At 39.9% G+C, this 20,463-nt stretch carries 21 protein-coding genes; 18 read left to right on the top strand and 3 right to left on the bottom strand.

Annotation, left to right across the window (positions count from 1 at the left end; all coding sequences use genetic code 11):
- From NE668_RS05860 to NE668_RS05910, 11 genes are all read left to right on the top strand, one after another.
- On the top strand, positions 1–213 hold a 213-nt coding region (locus NE668_RS05860), incomplete at its 5' end, for a hypothetical protein (protein WP_256196189.1).
- A gap of 90 nt (positions 214–303) precedes the next feature.
- Entirely contained in the window at positions 304–1,569 is a 1,266-nt protein-coding gene (gene hydF / locus NE668_RS05865) for a [FeFe] hydrogenase H-cluster maturation GTPase HydF (RefSeq protein WP_227037194.1), read from the top strand.
- Between the two features lie 223 nt (positions 1,570–1,792).
- Positions 1,793–2,314: a DUF4446 family protein gene (locus NE668_RS05870; protein ID WP_004694397.1), complete on the top strand. Its 522-nt coding sequence runs from the start codon at positions 1,793–1,795 to the stop codon at positions 2,312–2,314.
- Between the two features lie 9 nt (positions 2,315–2,323).
- Positions 2,324–3,280, top strand: a complete 957-nt coding sequence (locus NE668_RS05875; RefSeq protein ID WP_077707865.1) for a M23 family metallopeptidase — start codon at positions 2,324–2,326, stop codon at positions 3,278–3,280.
- A gap of 129 nt (positions 3,281–3,409) precedes the next feature.
- Positions 3,410–3,988 carry a cob(I)yrinic acid a,c-diamide adenosyltransferase gene (locus NE668_RS05880; protein WP_004694402.1) on the top strand — a complete coding sequence of 193 codons (579 nt, stop codon included), beginning with the start codon at positions 3,410–3,412 and terminating at the stop codon, positions 3,986–3,988.
- 29 nt (positions 3,989–4,017) lie between these two features.
- Positions 4,018–5,157, top strand: coding sequence for a hypothetical protein (locus tag NE668_RS05885; RefSeq protein ID WP_227037438.1), 1,140 nt, complete (start codon positions 4,018–4,020; stop codon positions 5,155–5,157).
- Positions 5,158–5,240: 83 nt separating this feature from the next.
- Positions 5,241–5,618, top strand: a complete 378-nt coding sequence (locus NE668_RS05890; protein ID WP_004694406.1) for a GerW family sporulation protein — start codon at positions 5,241–5,243, stop codon at positions 5,616–5,618.
- A 280-nt stretch (positions 5,619–5,898) separates the two neighbouring features.
- Complete coding sequence (locus NE668_RS05895) at positions 5,899–6,357, top strand: OmpH family outer membrane protein (RefSeq protein ID WP_004698051.1); 459 nt, start codon at positions 5,899–5,901, stop codon at positions 6,355–6,357.
- A gap of 275 nt (positions 6,358–6,632) precedes the next feature.
- The gene (locus NE668_RS05900) at positions 6,633–7,157 is read left to right on the top strand and encodes a nitroreductase family protein (protein WP_227037195.1); all 525 of its coding nucleotides are present in this window, start codon (positions 6,633–6,635) and stop codon (positions 7,155–7,157) included.
- Between the two features lie 369 nt (positions 7,158–7,526).
- A complete protein-coding gene (locus tag NE668_RS05905) occupies positions 7,527–7,928 on the top strand; it encodes a hypothetical protein (RefSeq protein ID WP_227037196.1) in 402 nt (133 codons plus the stop codon).
- 65 nt (positions 7,929–7,993) lie between these two features.
- The gene (locus tag NE668_RS05910; protein ID WP_227037197.1) at positions 7,994–8,665 is read left to right on the top strand and encodes a hypothetical protein; all 672 of its coding nucleotides are present in this window, start codon (positions 7,994–7,996) and stop codon (positions 8,663–8,665) included.
- Positions 8,666–8,698: 33 nt separating this feature from the next.
- Here the strand turns inward: NE668_RS05910 and NE668_RS05915 are convergent, their stop codons facing one another.
- The 3 genes from NE668_RS05915 to NE668_RS05925 form a co-directional block, all read right to left on the bottom strand.
- On the bottom strand, positions 8,699–8,986 hold the full coding sequence (locus NE668_RS05915; RefSeq protein WP_004694414.1) for a cupin domain-containing protein: 288 nt from the start codon (positions 8,984–8,986) through the stop codon (positions 8,699–8,701).
- A gap of 233 nt (positions 8,987–9,219) precedes the next feature.
- Entirely contained in the window at positions 9,220–9,885 is a 666-nt protein-coding gene (locus NE668_RS05920; protein WP_227037198.1) for a hypothetical protein, read from the bottom strand.
- Position 9,886: 1 nt separating this feature from the next.
- Complete coding sequence (locus NE668_RS05925; RefSeq protein ID WP_004694418.1) at positions 9,887–10,843, bottom strand: DUF1858 domain-containing protein; 957 nt, start codon at positions 10,841–10,843, stop codon at positions 9,887–9,889.
- Positions 10,844–11,237: 394 nt separating this feature from the next.
- Between NE668_RS05925 and sfsA the strand changes: the two genes are divergently transcribed.
- The 7 genes from sfsA (at position 11,238) to NE668_RS05960 (ending at position 20,283) form a co-directional block, all read left to right on the top strand.
- Positions 11,238–12,503, top strand: a complete 1,266-nt coding sequence (gene sfsA / locus NE668_RS05930) for a DNA/RNA nuclease SfsA (protein ID WP_227037199.1) — start codon at positions 11,238–11,240, stop codon at positions 12,501–12,503.
- Positions 12,504–12,725: 222 nt separating this feature from the next.
- The gene (locus tag NE668_RS05935) at positions 12,726–13,529 is read left to right on the top strand and encodes a hypothetical protein (protein ID WP_227037200.1); all 804 of its coding nucleotides are present in this window, start codon (positions 12,726–12,728) and stop codon (positions 13,527–13,529) included.
- A gap of 170 nt (positions 13,530–13,699) precedes the next feature.
- Complete coding sequence (gene gyrA, locus NE668_RS05940; RefSeq protein ID WP_227037201.1) at positions 13,700–16,168, top strand: DNA gyrase subunit A; 2,469 nt, start codon at positions 13,700–13,702, stop codon at positions 16,166–16,168.
- A 78-nt stretch (positions 16,169–16,246) separates the two neighbouring features.
- Complete coding sequence (locus NE668_RS05945; RefSeq protein ID WP_227037202.1) at positions 16,247–16,618, top strand: hypothetical protein; 372 nt, start codon at positions 16,247–16,249, stop codon at positions 16,616–16,618.
- Positions 16,619–16,902: 284 nt separating this feature from the next.
- The gene (locus NE668_RS05950; protein WP_227037203.1) at positions 16,903–17,946 is read left to right on the top strand and encodes a Fic family protein; all 1,044 of its coding nucleotides are present in this window, start codon (positions 16,903–16,905) and stop codon (positions 17,944–17,946) included.
- Between the two features lie 94 nt (positions 17,947–18,040).
- Positions 18,041–18,415 (top strand): surface-adhesin E family protein, encoded by a 375-nt coding sequence (locus tag NE668_RS05955; RefSeq protein ID WP_227037204.1) that lies wholly within the window; start codon positions 18,041–18,043, stop codon positions 18,413–18,415.
- A 437-nt stretch (positions 18,416–18,852) separates the two neighbouring features.
- Positions 18,853–20,283, top strand: a complete 1,431-nt coding sequence (locus NE668_RS05960) for a [FeFe] hydrogenase, group A (RefSeq protein WP_227037205.1) — start codon at positions 18,853–18,855, stop codon at positions 20,281–20,283.
- Positions 20,284–20,463: the final 180 nt, after the last annotated feature.

Raw genomic sequence — 20,463 nt, forward strand, 5'->3', positions numbered from 1 at the left:
AAAGCAAAAGCAAAAGCAAAAGCAAAAGCAAAAGCAAAAGCAAAAGCAAAAGCAATAGCCGTAACACCAACAATAATAGTAACGATAATAGTAACAACAATAACAATAATAACAGCTATAGCAATTGCAATAGTCGTAATAGTAATAATAACAATCTGCAGTAAAAGTGTAGTCTACGGGCTGCGCTTTTACTGTATTCTAAAGAGATTATAATAAATAATATGATAAGTTATTAGATAATTTATCAGAAGCTTTATAATATATTTTGTAATATATGTGAAGGTTAAGTAACAAGGATAGGTTATGGAACAAACACCTAAGGCAAACCGCATACATATTGCCTTTTTTGGCCGTTGTAATGCTGGTAAGTCTACATTGATCAATATGTTAACTGATCAGCCTGTATCGTTAGTATCCGATGTGGCAGGGACTACAACAGATCCTGTAAGCAAAGCTATGGAAATCTTACCACTTGGCCCTGTGGTGATTACTGATACTGCTGGTATAGATGATACAACTGAATTAGGTGCATTGCGCATGGAGAAAACCGAAGAGGTCGTGAAAAAGATTAACTTGGCTGTTTATGTGCTTCGCACCGATGAAGAGCCAACCTCCGACGATATGCACTGGTTAGGTCTTTTGAAACAAAATAATGTACCTGTTGCACTTTTCATTAATGAGATTAATGCGGTGCCAAACAATTTAACGGAGTCTAAAGCTAGTGTAGGTAGAGATATACTGGGAGAGCGTTATATAGCAGAGCATACGGGTTTATCTGATTTGGTTACTGTCATTGGCTCTGCTGACTTCACATCTGATGCGAAACGATTAGAGTTGCTTGATCTACTCGGTGGGCTAACACCACTTGATGTAGAAGGGGAGCAAACTCTTTTACAAGGTTTAGTTGAAGAGGGGGATACAATCATTCTTGTATGTCCTATCGACAGTGCCGCACCAAAGGGGCGACTCATCTTGCCACAGGTACAGACTATCCGAGAAATTCTCGATCATAAAGGCCTAGCTTTAGTCTGCCAAACAGAAGAATTACCGGCTATGATTCACTCGCTTAAGAATCCCCCTAAAATGGTAATCTGTGACTCCCAAGCGTTTGATCGGGTTGATGAGTTAACACCTGATTCGATTCCGTTGACGTCTTTTTCTATTTTGATGGCGCGGTTCAAGGGAAAATTACAGGATTTAGTAGCTGGTGTTAAGGCTATTAAGAATTTGAAAGCTGGTTCCAAGGTACTTATCAGTGAAGGTTGTACACATCGTCGTCAATGTGATGATATTGGGACTGTAAAAATACCTAATCTTTTAAAGAAGCAAGGCCATACAGATTTACAGTTAGAATTCACTAGTGGGGGAGCATTCCCTAAGGATGTATCACAGTATGATTTGATCATCCACTGTGGTGCTTGTATGCTAACACGCCGTGAGGTGTTACGTCGTATAGAATGCGCTGTTGTACAAGGTACACCCATTGTAAATTACGGTGTACTCATAGCAGCTCTACATGGTATACTAGAACGAGCAATAAGCCCATTTGTTGACGAACTAGAGGGCTGATAAATAGCCTAATAAATATCATTGAAATATGTATGTAACACATACATTTAGATATACATTACATGCTTGTTATATACATTGTTATATAGGTATCGTTTATCTATATTAGATATATTAAATATTAGATATATTAAATTAAATTGCATGCAGTCATTTAACTTTCACAATAGGAGTGGTATAATTAACTGTTGGAGTTTTGATGATTGTATAGGAAGGAAAATACATGTTCGAATCGATTCAACCGTGGATAGGCATGGTTACCATCGTTCTTGTTATAGTGTTATTCGTATATTGTGTAATCTTACACATCCGTTTAGGTAGCTTGAAAAAGAAATACGATTTCTTTATGCAAGGGGAGCATGGTGCGAGCCTAGAGCGTAAATTATCTGTAGAGGTCAGTGAAATTCGCGATGCTGCGAAGGGCCTTGAGTCCTTGTTATCCGAGCAAGTGGCGATCCGCAATATTCAGAGTAATACGATACAAAAAATTGGCTTTATTAAGTATAATGCCTTTGAAAATATCGGAAATGATTTGTCCTTTGCGCTTACCTTGCTAGATGGCAACAATAATGGTATCTGTATCTCTAGTATTTACGGTCGTAGCGAATCTCGTATTTTTAGTAAACCTATTGTGAAAGGTAAAAGTTTAGTAAGTCTTTCACAAGAAGAATTAGAAAGTTTGAACGAAGCGTTGGGTGAGCGTACTAATGAGGAAGCGTTGACGAGCGCTATCGTTTCGAAATAAGGAAGTTTTATGTTGAAAATACCGGCATTCATTTCAAACAAAGTTGAAAGAAATGGTGACAACTGCATATTGACATTAACTACCAAGCAAGCGAAACTCGTTGCCATTATTGGTTCCGTAGTATTGGTCTTGGCATTGGTACTCGGTATTTGGGGCATCGTGCGCCAAGCTGAGATTGTGCAATTACGTCAACAAACGCAATTGCAATCGGAACAGTTGAAATTGTTACAACAAAAAACAGAAGTTCTGGATAAGAAAATTCAAAACTTAAATCAAATTAGTGAAGAGAATAAGCAAATGCTGAAGGGCGCTGAATCTGGCACACCAGCTCAAGGTGGCGGGGATGGTAGCGACCCAAAGCAGGAAGCCGCTGATAATAGTGAAGCACAGACGTTAACAGCGGCACAATTATCGGCTCGACTATCCAAAATGGATAAGGAAGCACAAAAATTGCTTGTTAGTTTCTATACGATGCGCAATATCCTTCGCGATGGTGGCGCACAAGATTTGATGGCATTACAATCCATCAACTTCTCCGCTGGTTCTGGTGGTGCTGTGAATAGTACGACACCTAGTATTTGGCCAAGTAAGGGCGTTATTACATCTCCATTTGGTAGCCGTGTTGACCCTGTTACGGGTGCTATTGGTGCATTCCATGAAGGTATCGATATTGCCGATGACTATGGTTCCCAAATCGTGGCTACTGCGGCAGGGGTGGTAACCTTTGCAGGGTATACAAGCGGCGGTTATGGTAACCTCGTTGAAATCGATCATGGCAATGGCTTTGTTACCCGTTATGGCCATAATAGTGCCGTATTGGTAACGGTAGGGATGAGCGTGAAACAAGGTCAAACCATAGCCTTGATGGGTAGTACTGGTAAAAGTACGGGTGCCCACGTTCATTACGAGGTACGCCTTAATAATACGCCTGTAGATCCTATGATTTTCTTACCAATTAGCAATTAGAAATATAAAAGCTTATATAAGACCTAAAAAGAACTTGTTATGCGTGCATATGTGCTCATAGCAAGTTCTTTTTCTTTCCTTTTGTATATATATATTGTAAAATAAAAGTATATGAATGGAGGTATATCTATGAAGGCCTATGTACAAGTTTATACCGGCGAAGGCAAGGGCAAAACAACTGCCGCAATCGGCCTAGCCATTCGTGCCATCGGCGCTGGCAAGAAAGTCCTCTTCTTACAATTTATGAAATCTAAAGTATATAGTGAGCATACTATTTTACCTACCTTAACAAATTTAACATTAGAAACTGTGGGCAAGCCATTCTTTATCATCAAAGAAGGCATGAAGAGTAAGGATGAACTTGCTAAATGGGGCGATGAAGTCGTTGTCTTTGAGTCTGGTAATCCTCCGAAAGATTATGTGGCTCTCATCGAAAAAGGCTATGAACGTGCACTCGCTGCGATCAGCAGTGGTGAGTACGACCTCGTTGTACTTGATGAGTACAATATGGCTCTCTTCTTTGAACTCATTACATGGGATAAAACTAAAGCTTTACTCGATGCTCGTCATCCAGAAACGGAACTCGTATTTACGGGCCGTGGGGCGCCTCAAGAATTAATTGATGAGGCCGATCTCGTAACGGAGATGAAAGAGATTAAACATTACTACCTGCAAGGCGTAATGGCTCGAAAAGGCATTGAAAACTAATCATAGGAACACCTAAGGAGGTGATGTGGTTGAGTACAGTGGCTATTGTGGCCCTCGTTATTGTGGCCATCATTGTAGCACTCATCTTGACTATCCTACTGGCACCAATCACATATAGCATCGAAATTGATGGGCGGACGCCATATCGTGGCGAGCTGCGTATCAAATGGCTGTGGCGCGTATTTTCACTCCACTTAGCGTACATTCAAAATAAACCATTTTTTAAGGAATTATACGTTTTAGGTGTACTTAAGATCGGTCCTGTGAAAGACTATGAACAATGGCTTGAAAATCGTGTAGATGAAGAATATCAAAAGGTAATGGATGATGACGGCGACATATCACAAGCAGAAGCTTTTGCAAAGGCTATGCAAGGAGGCGGACAAGGTCCAACTGCAAGCTCTAGCGGCACAAGCTTTGATGATTTGAAGAGCGCCCAAGGCTCCGATACAATTTTTGATGATGATGAATCACCAGGAGCGGGGAGCGCACCTAGGGCAAAGGAGCGCATTGAGCGACCTGATGCGGCTTCTAAGGATATGGATGCACAAGCTCGTGCTGAGCGGTATGATTCGATACAACAAGATTCAACGGCTCATATTCAAGATGATGATGAAGTAGTAAGTCATGTTACTTTCAATAGTGACGGATCTATCAAGGAAAAGGTATTTACAAAGGTAAATGATATTAAAACGACTGTGAAACAACGTTTTGGAAAGCCTGATCCCAATGATCCGGTAGCATCATTCAAGTCTGAAATTCCTACATTCTGGTTCATGAAACACTTGAGAAATACAGAGTTGTGGCGTCAGATATTCCTTGTGTCGAAACGATGCTATAACCACTCTAAACCACGTGATATGGTTATAGAGGGCCGATTTGGTATTGGTGATCCGTATCGGATGGGGCTTATTGCATCTATGTTGTATAGCATTTGGCCTGAGCAAGCAGAGTCTATTGAGATAGATTATGTGAACTGGGTAGCTGAAGGCAGCGGCCATATTAAAGGTCGTATGATTCTTGCCGTATTGGCGTGGTATGGTACTAGATTTTTGGTATCTAGACCTATGCGTTCCCTATTGGGTGAAAGTGCTCGTGTCTTCTGGGTTAAACGGAAGGAAGCAAAGCAGCTAGAAAAGCTAAAAGCCGAACAGGGTCAAACAGCGTAAGGATATATAAAGTCAATTGAGTATATGAGCTGTATTATTATAGCTATAATAATAATACTTTCACAAAAAGCGGAGGTACTGTGATGGAGAACAGTAATGTAAAAGAGAATTTGGAAGTCCTATTCGAGAAGTTTAAAAATATGATTAAAGTGGAAACTGTAGTTGGTGAAGCTGTGCAAATCGGCGACACTACGCTCGTTCCATTCGTTGACGTAACCTTTGGCTTCGGTACTGGTACAAACCACTGCACAGCCAATAAAAATCAAGAATCTGGCGGCGGTGGCGGTGGTGCCAAGATGGAACCAAGTGCAATCCTTGTTATTAAAGGTGACCGCATCGAATTGTTCAACATTAAGGGCAATCCTTACAGCAGCAGCTTTGATCGCCTTATCGGTTTGGTACCTGATCTCGTATCCAAATTGAAATCCGATAAATACATCTATTTAAATGATGAACAATAATTCGGTGAATAATAAACCATTATTTGATGACAAATTATAAATAATTGGTGAAAGTTGAAATGCCCACATGTGTGTTCTGAATATGTCTGTATTGACTGCTTTAAGGGTCTCAGAGTATGCTTGTGGGTATTATTTTAAGTTCTAATAACTTTCATAAGTAGTTCATAGGGCTTTATTATGCTATTTATCATAGTCTTGTGAAATTTAGCAAGATTTGCTATAGTAAAAATAGTACACTATTGGATTGTATAGTGACACTTTTAATCGAGGAGGATTTCAGATGAAATTATCTAAAAAATTGACTACCTTAGCTATCGTTGGTGCTATGTCTGCTACTGCTGCAGTAGCAAGTGCTGCTAACATTGGCTTAGTAAATATGAGCCAAGTAGTAAATAGCTACCCTGGCTATGGTGCATTAGATATGAAAATGCAACAAGTAGACGCTCAATACCGTCCACAAATTGAAAAAAAAGTACAAGAAATTGAAAAGATTAAAGACTCTGCACAAGCAGAAGCAGAATTCAACAAAACTGTAGCTCCATTGCTTCAAAAAGAAAACGAAGAAATCAATAAAATTGCTCAACCTATGATGCAAGCAATTCACAACACTGTTGAAGCTATTCGCGTTGAAAAACAAATGGACGTAGTATTGGATGATCCATACACTATTCGTGCTGCTGATGCTAACAGCAAAATCGAAAACATTACTAACGAAGTAATTAGCCGTCTTAAAAAATAATAAGCACGAAACCCCCTAACTGAGGTATCAGCTAGGGGGTTATTTTTTGTATAAGATACTTACTGTTTAACATATATTCTGTCTTGTCTATATACTGTCTAAACGTTACAGTCTAGTTTATGCATTCTTGGTAGAAATAAGTACACTTGGTAGAAGTGGTACAGGATTTTTTCTGGTACATAGCGAACTATTATACTATGAGGATTATATAAAGGATTATATAGGAATTTTCATTAAAATACATTTTAATAAATCCGATAAAGGAGTGAGATTTAATGAAAGATTTTAAAGCGTTAGCCACAGAGCGGTATTCGGTTCGGAAGTTCGATGCTCGACCAGTGGAACAGGAGAAGGTAGATATGTTACTAGCAGTTGCTCGATTAGCACCTACGGCACATAATTATCAGCCACAACGACTGCTCGTGTTAAATACAGAAGATAGCTTAGATAAGCTGAAAGATTGCACTAATGGTCACTTCAATGCACCGTTGGCAATTATCGTTTGTTACGATAATACGGTGAGTTGGAAGCGAGAATACGATGATGCGGATATGGGGGTTGTAGATGCTAGCATTGTGGGATCCCATATTATGTTTACCGTAGCCGATATCGGTCTAGGTACAACGTGGGTTGCTCACTTTGATCCTGCTAAAGTACGCAAGGCATATAACTTGCCTAATAATATCATCCCTGTAGCCATCTTCCCAATTGGTTACCCTCATCCAGACTGTGTTCCTGCACCGGGGCATATAAAACGATATGAGCTTACTATATTTGTTAAATATAATTCTTTTGATTAAATACTGTAAATTTACAACTTATTATAAATATTATAGAAAGTGCTATTTTTGCATAATTATAGAAAATAAAAAATAGGAGTTAGTTGATTAAATAATATCAGCTATCTCCTATTTTTATTATTTTTTAAAAATGAAAAATTAATGAAGTTTTTAAAGCTGATTTAACCATTATTTAGTGATAAATGATATACTAACCATAATAATTAGAAGGGGCGGATATTTATGTATAAGCGATTTTTTGTTAGGTGTTTCTTTTTGACATGTATATTAAGTTCCATTTCTTTCATATCATATGCAGTGTCATTATATGATTTACAACATTCAAATCAATATAAATTATTGTATTCTGATGAAAGTAGAGATTTGTATATGAATTTAAGTTCTATACAGAGCTTACGTTACAATCCACCTTATTATACATTAAAATATCAAACATATTTAATTGATTATAATGAGAGTAGTATTACTTCATCTGATTTTATTGCTAATTATAATTATAATAATTCAATTGAAGGTATTGTTAGGACTCTAAATGTAATAAATCTATCTTTTAATGAGGCAAAATTAGCTTTAAAAAGAGCTAAACTTAAGGATTCTGGTATCATAGGTACTTATAAACTTAATAAAGTATATAGCTTTGACGGTAGTGTAAAGGTAGATTTTAATATTTTAGATGATATTAAATATAAACAATTAGATTATAGCTATGCTAATCCATTTTATATAGGCGCTGCATATGCTTTTGAAAAAGCATATAATAAAGTTTTTTAATTATTATCCTATTTAGGGTATAAGTGTTATATCAAATTAATGATTAAAAAATAAAGGAGCTATTTATGAAAAAGTTAATAGTTATTACTTTGGGAATATTGACTTTAGGTGCTACTGTATTTGCTAATAGTTCTAATGATAATAGTAAAATTGAATTAAGTCATTATGTTGCCAATAATACTCCAGAAATACAATCTAGTCAAAATAAAACTATTTTATCTACATTATCACTAATCGATCAAGAAAGAGCTTTATCAGAATATAAAAAAGGAAAGAAACATTATTATGATTTAGGTAGTAAGGCACCTGGTGGGTTATCTGCATTATTCAAGTCACCAACATTGTTTGTCATAGCGACACCTTATAGTCTTTATCGACATGAGGTGTATGAAGAAAAGCAAAAGTTTATTCCTTTTACTGATGAAGAAAGGGAGGATTTAATTAATCGTAGAGAAGTCTATATTCAAACATATTCTAATCCTTACATGGGTATTCCTACATTAATTGAAAATATGGTTATAAAAAAGGGCGATAAAGTTTATCCTGGACGTCCAGTCGAATTAAACTCTAATAAATATGGGCAGTTATTACGTGAAGGATACTCAAATATATATGCTTTTGATATAGATCTTTTCAATGGTACTGATATGGATTTAATTGCTATTAATGCATCTAATGATAATCAAATTACTATTCATATAACTGCAGAAACATATAAAAAATATCAATGGTATTGATGTTAAATAAAAAGGAGCGCTAAGCGCTCCTTTTTATTCTGGTTTATGAATGAGGTTTACAACGAATTCGCTGTCTTCTACGAGTGTAGCTTGGATGTAGTTGTCGCCGTTAAATTCCAATACTTGGCCTGGTACAAGTACATGCTCTTCAGTTTCATTAAGGAACACTTGTACTTTACCTTTTACAACTGTAAAGATGACATTAGCTTCAGGGTGGTTATGTTTTTCCACCTTTTCACCAGCCTTGCCGCCTTTTTTTACGATTACATAGTTAGGACCTTGGAATAATAAACCTAATTCTTGATTAACTGTGCCTGCCATAATGGACCTCCTAGTTCTAATTTTTATATTGAAAGTTTAATGTAATACATACTATGTTGTATATCTATCTTATAATTGTATTATAAATGATATTGTTTATCAATTCTGTGCTTATGGCTACAGTTTCGAAAATAGTTAAGCTATTGTATAATTTATATAAAAATAGGTATGAAAAAAGGAGCGTAAGTTACGCTCCTTTTTCAGTACATATATCTGAGAGTAGATAGTTTATATTATTTTTTACGAATGGTATATAAACGTGTGCCGTTTTCTTCTGTCGTTACAAGTTCAAATGCTGGATCGATAGCTTTTACAAAGGCCTCGAACCATGTTTGGTAAGCTAATGCCATGAACTTAGGGTCAACGCCCGCTGTACGCCAGTAGCCTGCTTGTAATCTGTGGTCGCCAACCCAGGTAAATTCTTCTGGACTTTCAGAAACCACTTGGTCACCACCATCGCAAGGCATGCCATTTACGTAGAAGTTTTGTAACGCATTGTAAATCGCTGGTGCAGTGTGTTCTTCAAGGTTATCTTGAGCCACAACACCACATGCTTGGCCTTGTACTGCAAAGGCATCTAGAATAGCGGTTACTACGTGTACTGCTTCATCGCCGGAATTTGTGTCGAGCATATCTTTGATGAAAGCTGCTTCACGAACGGAAGCAATATTGATTTGGTTAGCTAACCAGCCGTGAATATTGCCATGGTCGATGATGTTTTCCAAGGGAATGCTTGGATTAATTGGCTCGCCGTATGTATCTACGGAGATGGAGTGTAGTTCCTCCGCCAAATCATCAACAACTTTAGAAGTTTTTTCTAAAATCAAATTTTCACGCTCAACGAGCAATTGAATTTTGTGATATAACCAGTAATGGATGTGACCTAAGAATGCGGACATATTAAGCTCCTTTTCGTGCTGTTTCTAATTTCTCTACTAAATCGTATACATTAAAACCGTGGATTTCTGCGGCTTGCCATAATGGCTCAGCTGTTGCAGATGGGCAACCTAGGCAGCCCATACCAATACCTTGTAATACAGGTACAACATGTGGGTAGGTTTCAACGATGTCGCGAATAATTGTGTCTGGAGTGATAGGGGAACCTGCTTCGAGACGTGGTGCTTCTACTTCAGGATCGTTACCTTGACCAGGCAAGAACACAGCTGGTTCTTCGGATTTGCTTTCAGCTGGAGCCCCTTCAAGGTCGCCCAATACAGCTGCTTTGAAAGCCTCTAAACCAATGCGGTCGATGAATTCGCCCATGCGTTCGATTTGTGCGTTTTCTTTATAGTATGCGATGATTCGATCAACTAATGCAAGAGCTTCTTTTTCTGTTTTAACTTCTGCGATGAGGTCGCCGATGCGAGGATGCGCACCGCCGCTACCGCCAGCGTATACATTCCAACCGTCTACAGTACCGATAACGCCCACATCTTTCATGCGGCTTTCAGTACAAGAGTTTGGACAACCGGACACGCCGATTTTCATTTTACTTGGCATTTCAAGAGATAAATATTTGCGTTCAATTTGCATGCCAAGGTGTACGCTGTCTTGTTTAGCACGTTTACAGAAGGTAGTACCTGGGCAGATTTTTACGCTGCGCACGCGGTTGGACACAGTGTACGCTGGCTCCATGCCAAGCATTTCCCATGCTTTATCTACGTCTTCTGCTTTCAAATTCGTAATCATAATGCGTTGGCTGCCAGTTAATTTAAGAACAGCGCCGAACTCATTCGCTACGTCGATATATTTTTGTAATTGATCTGGTTGAATGAAACCTGCAGGAACGCGAGGTGTAATTGCATAACGGCGTTGACCGTTTTTTATGCGTTGTAAATTTGCTGCAATTTGTGCCATATTAAATCCTTTCTCGAGCCCTCTCTGCGGAGAATAGTGGCTAAAACTACTTAGTTAATCTATAAAACTCTTTATATATTAATTATTTACGCCCTAGGGTTTTGTGAAAGCTTCGCACATATATACGGACAAGTGGGATGAGATCAACTAGGCGATGCCTCATCAAAACCCGGCGTAATGATCAGTATGGGTATTTAGAATACTGACCCGACGCTCTTAGTATAAACCATTTTAACAAACAATAATGTAACTCAAGCTACAAAAATAGAACTTTTTTAATATTAATTATTGATTGTTTACTAACTATCATTATATACGATACTGTTTACAGATGAAACCCAAGGTTACATATCGTATAATAGACATATAGAGTGTTCTTGATGTAGGAGAAACGATGAAAGTCCTTTACGATACTATTTTAAAAGCAACATATATAGGTCGCCCGAACCGTTTTGTGGTGACTTTAGATTTGAATGGTGAAAGTGTACTCGCTCATTTGCCAAATCCTGGTCGCATGTGGGAGCTCTTGTTTACGGGGGTAACGATGTACATCGTGCCTCACGATAAACCGGATGCGAAGACGAAATATCGCGTGGTAGGCATCGAGCGCGATGGCGTTGTTATCATGCTCGATACAAACTACAGCAACGATGTGGCGCAACATTTGATTGAAAATAAATGTATCCCTGGTTGGGAGGAGTGGCGCGTAGTGAGACGGGAATATACGGTTAAACTACATGGCACATCATCTCGATTTGACTTGCTCCTCACCAATGATAAGGGGGATGAGTTTTTACTAGAGGTTAAGTCGTGTACCTTGTTCTCTAAGATGGGAGCCATGTTCCCTGATGCTATTACAGAGCGAGGCCGCAAGCATTTATTGCATCTGAAAGAATTACAAAATGAAGGCTACCACACGGGTGTTCTATTCCTCGTACAATGGGATCAAGCGCAGTGGTTCTTGCCAGATTATCATACGGATTTGGAATTTGCTAAAACCTTTAAAGAGGTGGCACCTTCATTAGATTGGAAAGCTGTGGCTGTGGCGTGGGATGAGACTTTCACCATGCCTACGGTGACACATGAATGTTCCTATCCAAGTAGTATCCTCGACACAGAGGCTCATGATAGTGGTGTGTATGTGATGGTCATGTACCTCAATCACGACCTAGATCTCGAAATCGGTTCTAAAGGGATGATGCATTTCAAACCTGGTTACTATATGTATGTTGGTTCCGCGAAGGCAAATTTAACGAAACGCATTGAACGTCATAAACGAAAACGGAAGAAAATGCATTGGCATCTAGATTACTTCCGCGGTCACTGTGAAATGATAGCGGGCTTGCCGATTCGTACTAGTGGGCGGCCGCAGGCTATGACAACTTCTGCTCAGGAACGGCGTAAAGGTAAACTCTCTGACGATGATTCCGCTGCTCGTGAAAGTGCAGATGTAGATCTAACCAAAATCGACGTAGAATGTGCTCTTGCTGATGCGGTGCGAGCTATTGCGGAATGGAATGTACCGAACTTTGGGTGTAGCGACTGTGACTGCAATAGCCATCTATTCGGAATGAGCGAAAATCCGATACACAATCAATTCTTTATGAATGTAATAGAAAATTACAGGATGAATATGCTAGATGAACTAGTTAATAGGTAATTATTATTGATGGGGCCCGAGAACTATATACGTAATTAATTAAAAAGTGCTATTACCTATCTCTTCGCTCCATAGTGACCTAAGTCGCTCATCAATAGGTAATAGCACTTTTTAAAACACTAGCTATAGAGGTGTCCCATCAATAATAATATAGTCCTATCCATAGTTATCCCAGCATATTCATTCTATAGTTTCTACAAAGAGAGAGGGGAGGTTTTGTGTATGAGGTTGTTTAGGTATGTGTTGTTAGGTATCGTTGGTGTTTGTAGTGTTGTGTTGAGTGGTTGTTCTTTCATTTGGACGACGGAGAATGGTGATCCTGCTACACCAGAGGATATCAAGTCTAGCGTGGAGAAGGAGTTTGCTGTTGTGCATCCGAATCTTGTTCTCCAGTCGTCTGTGGTGGAGAAGGAGAAGCCATTCCAGCGAAATGTGTATGTGTTTTATGATGAAAGTAATGGTATTTCCTTTACTACAAATTCTGTAGTCAAGCGGCCAACATTGCCGGCCCCTGGTGGCGAGCGAAAAAATGATGCGGATTTTGCGTATTCACAAGCGTATTTAGTTCATTTGAATGGTTCGTTAGTGGAACGTGCTAAGCAGTATGGCATACGGATGGCGACGCACGAGGAAGCCTTGGAGCTAGCTAAGTCTAAAGCGACACGTGTAGCAGGTACTAATAAGATATCTCTATTCACATATGATGAGATTATCTTTGTAGACGAATCTGTAAAGGGTGGAGATATTCTAACCTTTATGAAATCTATATATAGCCTGTATAAACCGCAAGACAACCCAGCGTTATTGCACCCTCGTTCTGATAGAAGCGTAGGCTTTTATTATCTACCAAAAGGAGAAGCGGACAAAACAAAAGCTAAGTATTTGATCGCCTTTCGATTTATGGCAAAAAATGATTGGAAAGAAACCATGCTAACAGGTATTGGTAGTACTGGTAACGACACTTCGGCTGTAGAACGAGATTTTGTTAGCATTTTAGATCATATGATACAACATGCGGCTCATTGAATAAGAGATAGAGGTTACTATATTTTATAGAATTAATTACAGCTATGCAACAGTTGTACAATTGGGCCATGTAATGGGAAGGAACTTTTACAAAATATAGCGTTATATACGCAAAAATGCTATAATTATATGATGAATTAGTATCAGTGTTAGTAAAATGAGGTGAGATTGTGGCAGACCAACAATGGTCCCACGGGAATATTCATCCCGTTCAGATTGATAAAGAAATGAAGAATGCGTACATCGATTATGCAATGTCCGTAATCGTTATGCGTGCGCTTCCAGATGTGCGCGATGGCTTGAAACCAGTACATCGTCGTATTTTGTATGCGATGCACGAAACAGGCATGACGCCAAATAAACCGTACAAGAAATCCGCTCGTATCGTCGGTGACGTACTCGGTAAGTATCATCCACATGGTGATAGCTCCGTTTACGATGCGACGGTTCGTTTGGCACAGGATTTTAATACGCGCTACCTTTTGGTTGACGGTCACGGTAACTTTGGCTCCATCGACGGCGATAGTGCCGCTGCGATGCGTTATACCGAAGTACGTATGGCGAAGATTACAACGGAAATGCTTGCCGATATCGACAAGGAAACTGTTGATTTCATGCCGAACTATGATGAAAGCTTGCAAGAACCAACTGTATTGCCAGCGATGATTCCTAATCTTCTCATCAATGGTTCCAGCGGTATCGCCGTAGGGATGGCGACAAATATTCCACCACATAACCTCAACGAGGTATGTAATGGCCTAGCGATGCTCATCGACAATCCGGATGTGACTGTAGATGAATTGATGACTGCTATTAAGGGTCCAGACTTTCCGACTGGTGCACTCATTCTGGGCCGAGAAGGCATCAAAAAAGCGTATTCCACAGGTCGTGGTAGCGTTAAAATGCGTGCTCGTGCAACCATCGAAGAGATGTCTAAGGGCAAGCATAAAATCGTAGTGACTGAGATTCCGTACCAAGTGAATAAGGCTCGCGTTATCGAAACAATTGCGAACTTGAGCCGTGACAAGGTTATTGATGGCATCACAGCACTTCGTGATGAATCTGACCGCCAAGGTATGCGCATCGTTATCGAATTGCGGGCTGATGTGCAACCAGACATCGTACTTAACAAATTATATAAACACACTCAACTTCAAGAAACATTCGGCGTGATTATGCTAGCCCTTGTGGACGGTCATCCTCGCGTATTGAATTTGAAAGAAGTATTGGGTTACTACTTAGATCATCGTCTAGATGTTATCGTACGCCGCACTCAATTCGAGCTTAATAAAGCCGAAGCGCGTGCTCATATCTTGGAAGGCTTGTTAATCGCCCTCGACTACATCGATGAAGTGATTGCTACCATCCGCAGTTCCCAAACTGACGAAATTGCACGCAATGCATTGATGCAAAAATTCGGGCTTTCAGAAAAACAAGCGGTAGCCATCCTCGACATGCGTTTACGCCGTTTAACAGGCTTGGAACGCGAGAAAATCGAAGAGGAATACAAGGAATTATTGGCATTAATCGAAGATTTGAAAGCTATCTTGGCTAGTGAAGCGCGTCAACGTCAAATCATTAAAGACGAACTCGATGATATGAAGAAAAAATACGGCGATCCTCGTCGTTCTGAAATCACCATCGATACGTCCGACCTTGATGTAGAAGACCTCATCGCTGACGAAGAAATGGTTATTACCTTGACTAAACAAGGTTACATCAAACGCATGAACGCGAACGTATATCGCAACCAACATAAAGGCGGCGCTGGCGTTATCGGCATGAAGACGAAGGAAGATGATTATGTAACGCAAATTATGCATGTGCGGACCCATAATACATTGTTATTCTTCACATCTGCAGGCCGTGCATATCGCCTCAAGGCGTACGAAGTGCCAGAAGCAGGCTCCCGCAACTCTCGCGGTACTGCTATGGTTAACGTATTGCCACTCGCAGTAGGCGAATCCGTTACGACTATGATTGACCTTGAACGGGTCCATGAAGATGTAAATTTATTCATGGTCACTGAGTTCGGCGTTGTAAAACGTACAGCTATTGAAGAATACCGCAATATCCGTCGTTCTGGCCTCAATGCAATTAACCTCGACGAAGGTGATCGCTTGATTTCCGTTAATGTAACGACTGGCAACCAAGATATCTTGATTGGCACTAAGTTGGGTATCGCTATTCGCTTCAGCGAGCACGATGTGCGCCTCATGAAACGGGCGGCTCACGGCGTGCGCGGCATTAAATTGAATGCAGGCGACGTAGTTGTAGGCGCTGGTGTTCTTAATACTGATGAAAGTGAAGCACAAGTGTTTACTATCTCTGAAGAAGGTTTTGGTAAACGCAATGATGCGGAAGCTTATACATTGCAAAAACGCGGTGGTAAAGGCTCTAAGAACTTCAAGATTACAAACAAAACCGGTGATGTAGTAGCCGTAGAGGTTGTTCATAACGATGACGAAGTCATGCTTATTTCTGAGCAAGGTAAAATCATCCGCTTCAATATGAATGACATCGCTGTGAAGAAGGGCAAAGCTATCTCTGGTGTGAAAACACAAAACCTCGACGAAGGTGATAAGGTAGCTAGTATTGCTGTTATTCCAGGCGCTGAAATCGAAGAAGAAGTAGAATAATATAAAATACTATATAACTATTAAGTAACCATGGGCGACCATCTTAGATGGTCGCCTCTAGTGTTGAGGAGTTTAAAAATGAAAAAATGGTTAGCTGCTATGTTTGCAGCAGGGGTTTTCTTTGTAGGTGGCTTTAGTCAAGCTAGTGCTGCTGACTGGTACTATATCGATGCTGATGCTGACGATGCGGCATGGTTTATTGACAACTCTTCTGTATATAAAACAGATGATGCGGCTACAGTACTTGTTAAAATTAACAATGTTGAAGGCTTTACATATATCTACACAGTACGAATCGATCGTAAAGAAAAAACATGGACAGAACTTGATACAACAGTATATAGCAATGCTGGTATAGCATTGTTATCCAGTAAACAAGCACAAAAACCTACGAAAATTGAACCGGATACCATGGGGGCGGAAGTTATGCAGGCCCTATGGGGAAAATAATCCAACAATTTAATAGAAGCTGATATTCGCTCTGTCTATTTAGATACTCAGAACGTATAAGTAGCCCCGAACTATCCTGAAAGCCTCCATAGTGACCTAAGTCGGTTTCAGGATATTCGGGGCTTTCTATATTATTAGTACTCTTACAGGGCGAATATCAGCTTTCAAATCTGTTGGATTACACAAGGTAGAGGAATAGAGAATTATTTATTCCCTTATTTTATGGTATAATTTAAGGGAATAGTTTTATTTATAAGGGATTAGAGCGGAATGGAGGTGTGTGTATGCGTCGTTTTGAGTATGGTCAGATTCAATCTTTGTCGTGGGATATGGATATTTTGAGTCTTATTGCGGGGATTTATCGGGCAAATGGCAAGGAGGAGGTTTTGCTTTCACAGAGTCCTGCCATATTAGACTCGCTTGTAGAGTTGGCAAAGGTACAGAGTACAGAGGCTTCAAATGCGATTGAAGGGATTGTGACGACGAGTACACGTCTCCGGCAGTTAGTGGCTGACAAGACGATACCGCGAAATCGGGATGAGCAGGAAATCATGGGATATCGTGATGCATTGAATGTTATCCATGAGAGTTATGATTCCATATCGTTGTCTCGGAACCATATTTTACAGTTGCACAAGATTTTGTATAATTATCAGTTTAATGTTCGTAGTGGGCAGTTAAAGAGCGTACAGAATTATATTAGTGCTACGTATCCAGATGGTCGAACAGAGGTATTATTTACTCCGCTAGCACCTTATGAAACGGCGGAGGCTCTCGATCAGATTTGCGCGGAATATAATCGGGTTGTAGGTAATGGCGAGGTGGAACCACTTCTAGCGATTCCCATTTTTATTCATGACTTTTTATGTATTCACCCTTTTAATGATGGGAACGGTCGCATGAGTCGATTGTTGACGACGTTATTGTTGTATCGCAGTGGCTTTATGGTTGGTAAATATGTGTCCTTAGAGGCTAAAATTGCAGCAAATAAGGACATGTATTATGCGGCTTTACGCGAGTCTAGTGGTGCGTGGTATGGTGAAAGCTCCTGTCCTACGGCTTTCATTCGGTATTGGTTACAAATGTTATTGGCCGCTTATCATGATTTTGAGGACCGCAGTGCTTTGCTAGTAAATAGCGGTTCTGCGATGAATCAGGTGCAAGCTGCCATCGATAGGCATTTAGGGGCTTTCACAAAGCAAGATATTAGAGAATGGTGTCCAAATATCAGCGATAGTGCTATTGAAGGCGCAATACGTTCTCTTGTGAAGGCTGGTCGTATTCAGCGTAAAGGTGGCGGCCGTTCGACCTATTATGTGAAGCTTTAAGATTCGAGTCCATAAGTTTATTTTTCATAAAATATTTAGTTTTTCCTTATATACTAGTTTGTATATTTTTGTATTTTCTTTGAGAGGTATTAATATGAAAAAAACATTGGCAGCTGTTTTGGCAGCAGGCGCATTATTAATCTGCGGTATTGGTAGTGTTGATGCGGCTAATTGGTATACAGTAGGCACTGATAGCAATGGTGTTACTTGGTCTATCGACAATGATTCTGTTAAAAAAGATGATAAAAAAGCGGTAATGGATATTAAAGCGATGGACTACGAAGGGTACCACTACATCGTGACTGAAGAGTTCAATCATAAAAAACGGGAAGTTAAGGATCTTAAGGTGACTCTTTATAACCCACAAGGTTATGTTGTGAAAGAGGAACAAGTTAATAAAAATAGCCGTAAAGTTGAGCCAGGTACGCCTGCGTACGCTGTATTCCAACTTATTTGGGGCGGTAAATAATTGAATCCTACAGATGAGTATAATATTGATTAGTACAGGCTTGTCTAGATTGAATGATTTTGTGAAAGTTTCACTGGCGCACGTTCTTTAGAAGAACGTGCGTTTTTTATGTATAATATAATTTTGTTTTAGCTTTTATAGTATTAACAATTAAGCCATTAGTTTTTATAGCGCTATAAGTAAGTCACTTATTAAGGCACGTTAGTTAACGCTCTTAAGATAGATGAATTATTCATCTTTCTATGGTAAAATGTGATTTATATTACACTTTTTTGGAGATTTTGTGCAAAAGTGTAACAATTCTACATAGTATAAACTTTCACCATATCGTATACTATAGGTAAGATGCAGAAGTATGGCTTGGGCGCAGTGCTCCGTAGTTTAGCATATTTCGCCCCAATAGGTTTGGTAGTTATAGTTTGTTAGAGGAGGTCCTCATGTCTCAATACGAATTTATCGATAAACGCGTGCCGATTGCACTCGACAATCCATCCATTTATCACGACATTTCCAAGTGTAAAAACTGTACGTTATGCCGTCGCGCTTGTGCGGATGTAATGAGCGTTCTTGATTACTACGACCTTGATGCAAACGGCGATGTGCCTGTATGTATCCATTGCGGTCAATGTGCGGCAGCATGCCCATTCGACTCCATGCATGCTAAATCCGAGCTTGAAAAGGTAAAAGCAGCCCTTGCTGATCCTGAAAAAATCGTTGTAATCCAAACAGCTCCAGCAGTTCGTGTATCCATCGGTGAAGGTTTTGGTTATGAACCAGGTACATTCTTGGAAGGCAAAATGGTTGGTGCCTTGCGTAAACTTGGTGCAGACTATGTAGTAGATACTAACTTTGGTGCGGACTTAACCATCATGGAGGAAGCATCCGAGCTTGTAGAACGCCTTAAAAATGGCGGTCAAATTCCTCAGTTTACAAGCTGTTGCCCAGCGTGGGTACGCTTTGCGGAAATCTATTTCCCTGAATTGATTCCTAACTTGTCTTCCACACGTTCTTGTATCGCTATGGAAGCGGCTATGATTAAAACGTACTTTGCAGAGAAAAAAGGCATCGATCCTCGTAAGATCGTATCCGTATCTGTAAACCCTTGTACGGCTAAAAAAGCAGAAACGAAACGGGAAGAAGAAAATGCAGCGGCTCGTTACCACAATGACGAATCTCTTGGCATGGACACAGATATTTCCATCACAACTCGTGAATTCATCCGTTGGATTCAAGAGGAACATATTGAATTCAACACAGTAGAAGAATCTCAATTCGACGACTTAATCGGCATGGAAACTGGCGCATCCATCATCTTCGGTAACACAGGTGGTGTTATGGAAGCGGCGATGCGTACGGCTTATAAGCTCATCACTGATAAAGAGCCACCTCCATACGCGTTGACTCACCTTGAAGACGTTCGCGGTATGGAAGGCGTAAAAGAGGCAACTGTTCAATTGGGTGATGACGTAACATTGTCCGTTGCCGTTGTTCACGGTGGTAAAAATACACGTGACTTCTTGAATGCATTGAAAGACAGCGGTAAACACTACGACTTCATCGAAGTTATGGCGTGCCCAGGTGGCTGTATTGGTGGCGGTGGCCAACCGCGCACTAAATTGCCGCAAGCCGTGAAAACTAAAGAAGCTCGTATCGGCGGTCTTTACGAAGCTGATGAAAACTACAAATGGGTTGCGTCCTATGAAAATGAAGAAATCCAAACATTGTACAAAGATTTCTTAGGCGAACCATTGGGCCATAAGGCACACGAACTTTTACACACACACTACACAAACCGCAGCGCGGTTCTTGGTACTCGTAAAGACGTAACACCTGAAACATGTCCAACATCCCCTAAATTCAAAGGCTAATGATAGCCGATTGTTTAAATATGGTGCAAGTTGGTGTTGACTATGTACCAGTAAACAAAGAAAAATTTAAAGGTTAATAATAGTCGATTACTTAAACAGTAGGCTGTTACGGCAACTCAATGTTTATAAACATATAGTAGCGTTAGCTGTTTAGGGTATAACAACATAAAATAGAAAATC

Origin of the sequence: Veillonella parvula (assembly GCF_024461875.1) — a bacterium.
Taxonomy (GTDB): Bacteria; Bacillota; Negativicutes; order Veillonellales; family Veillonellaceae; genus Veillonella; species Veillonella parvula_I.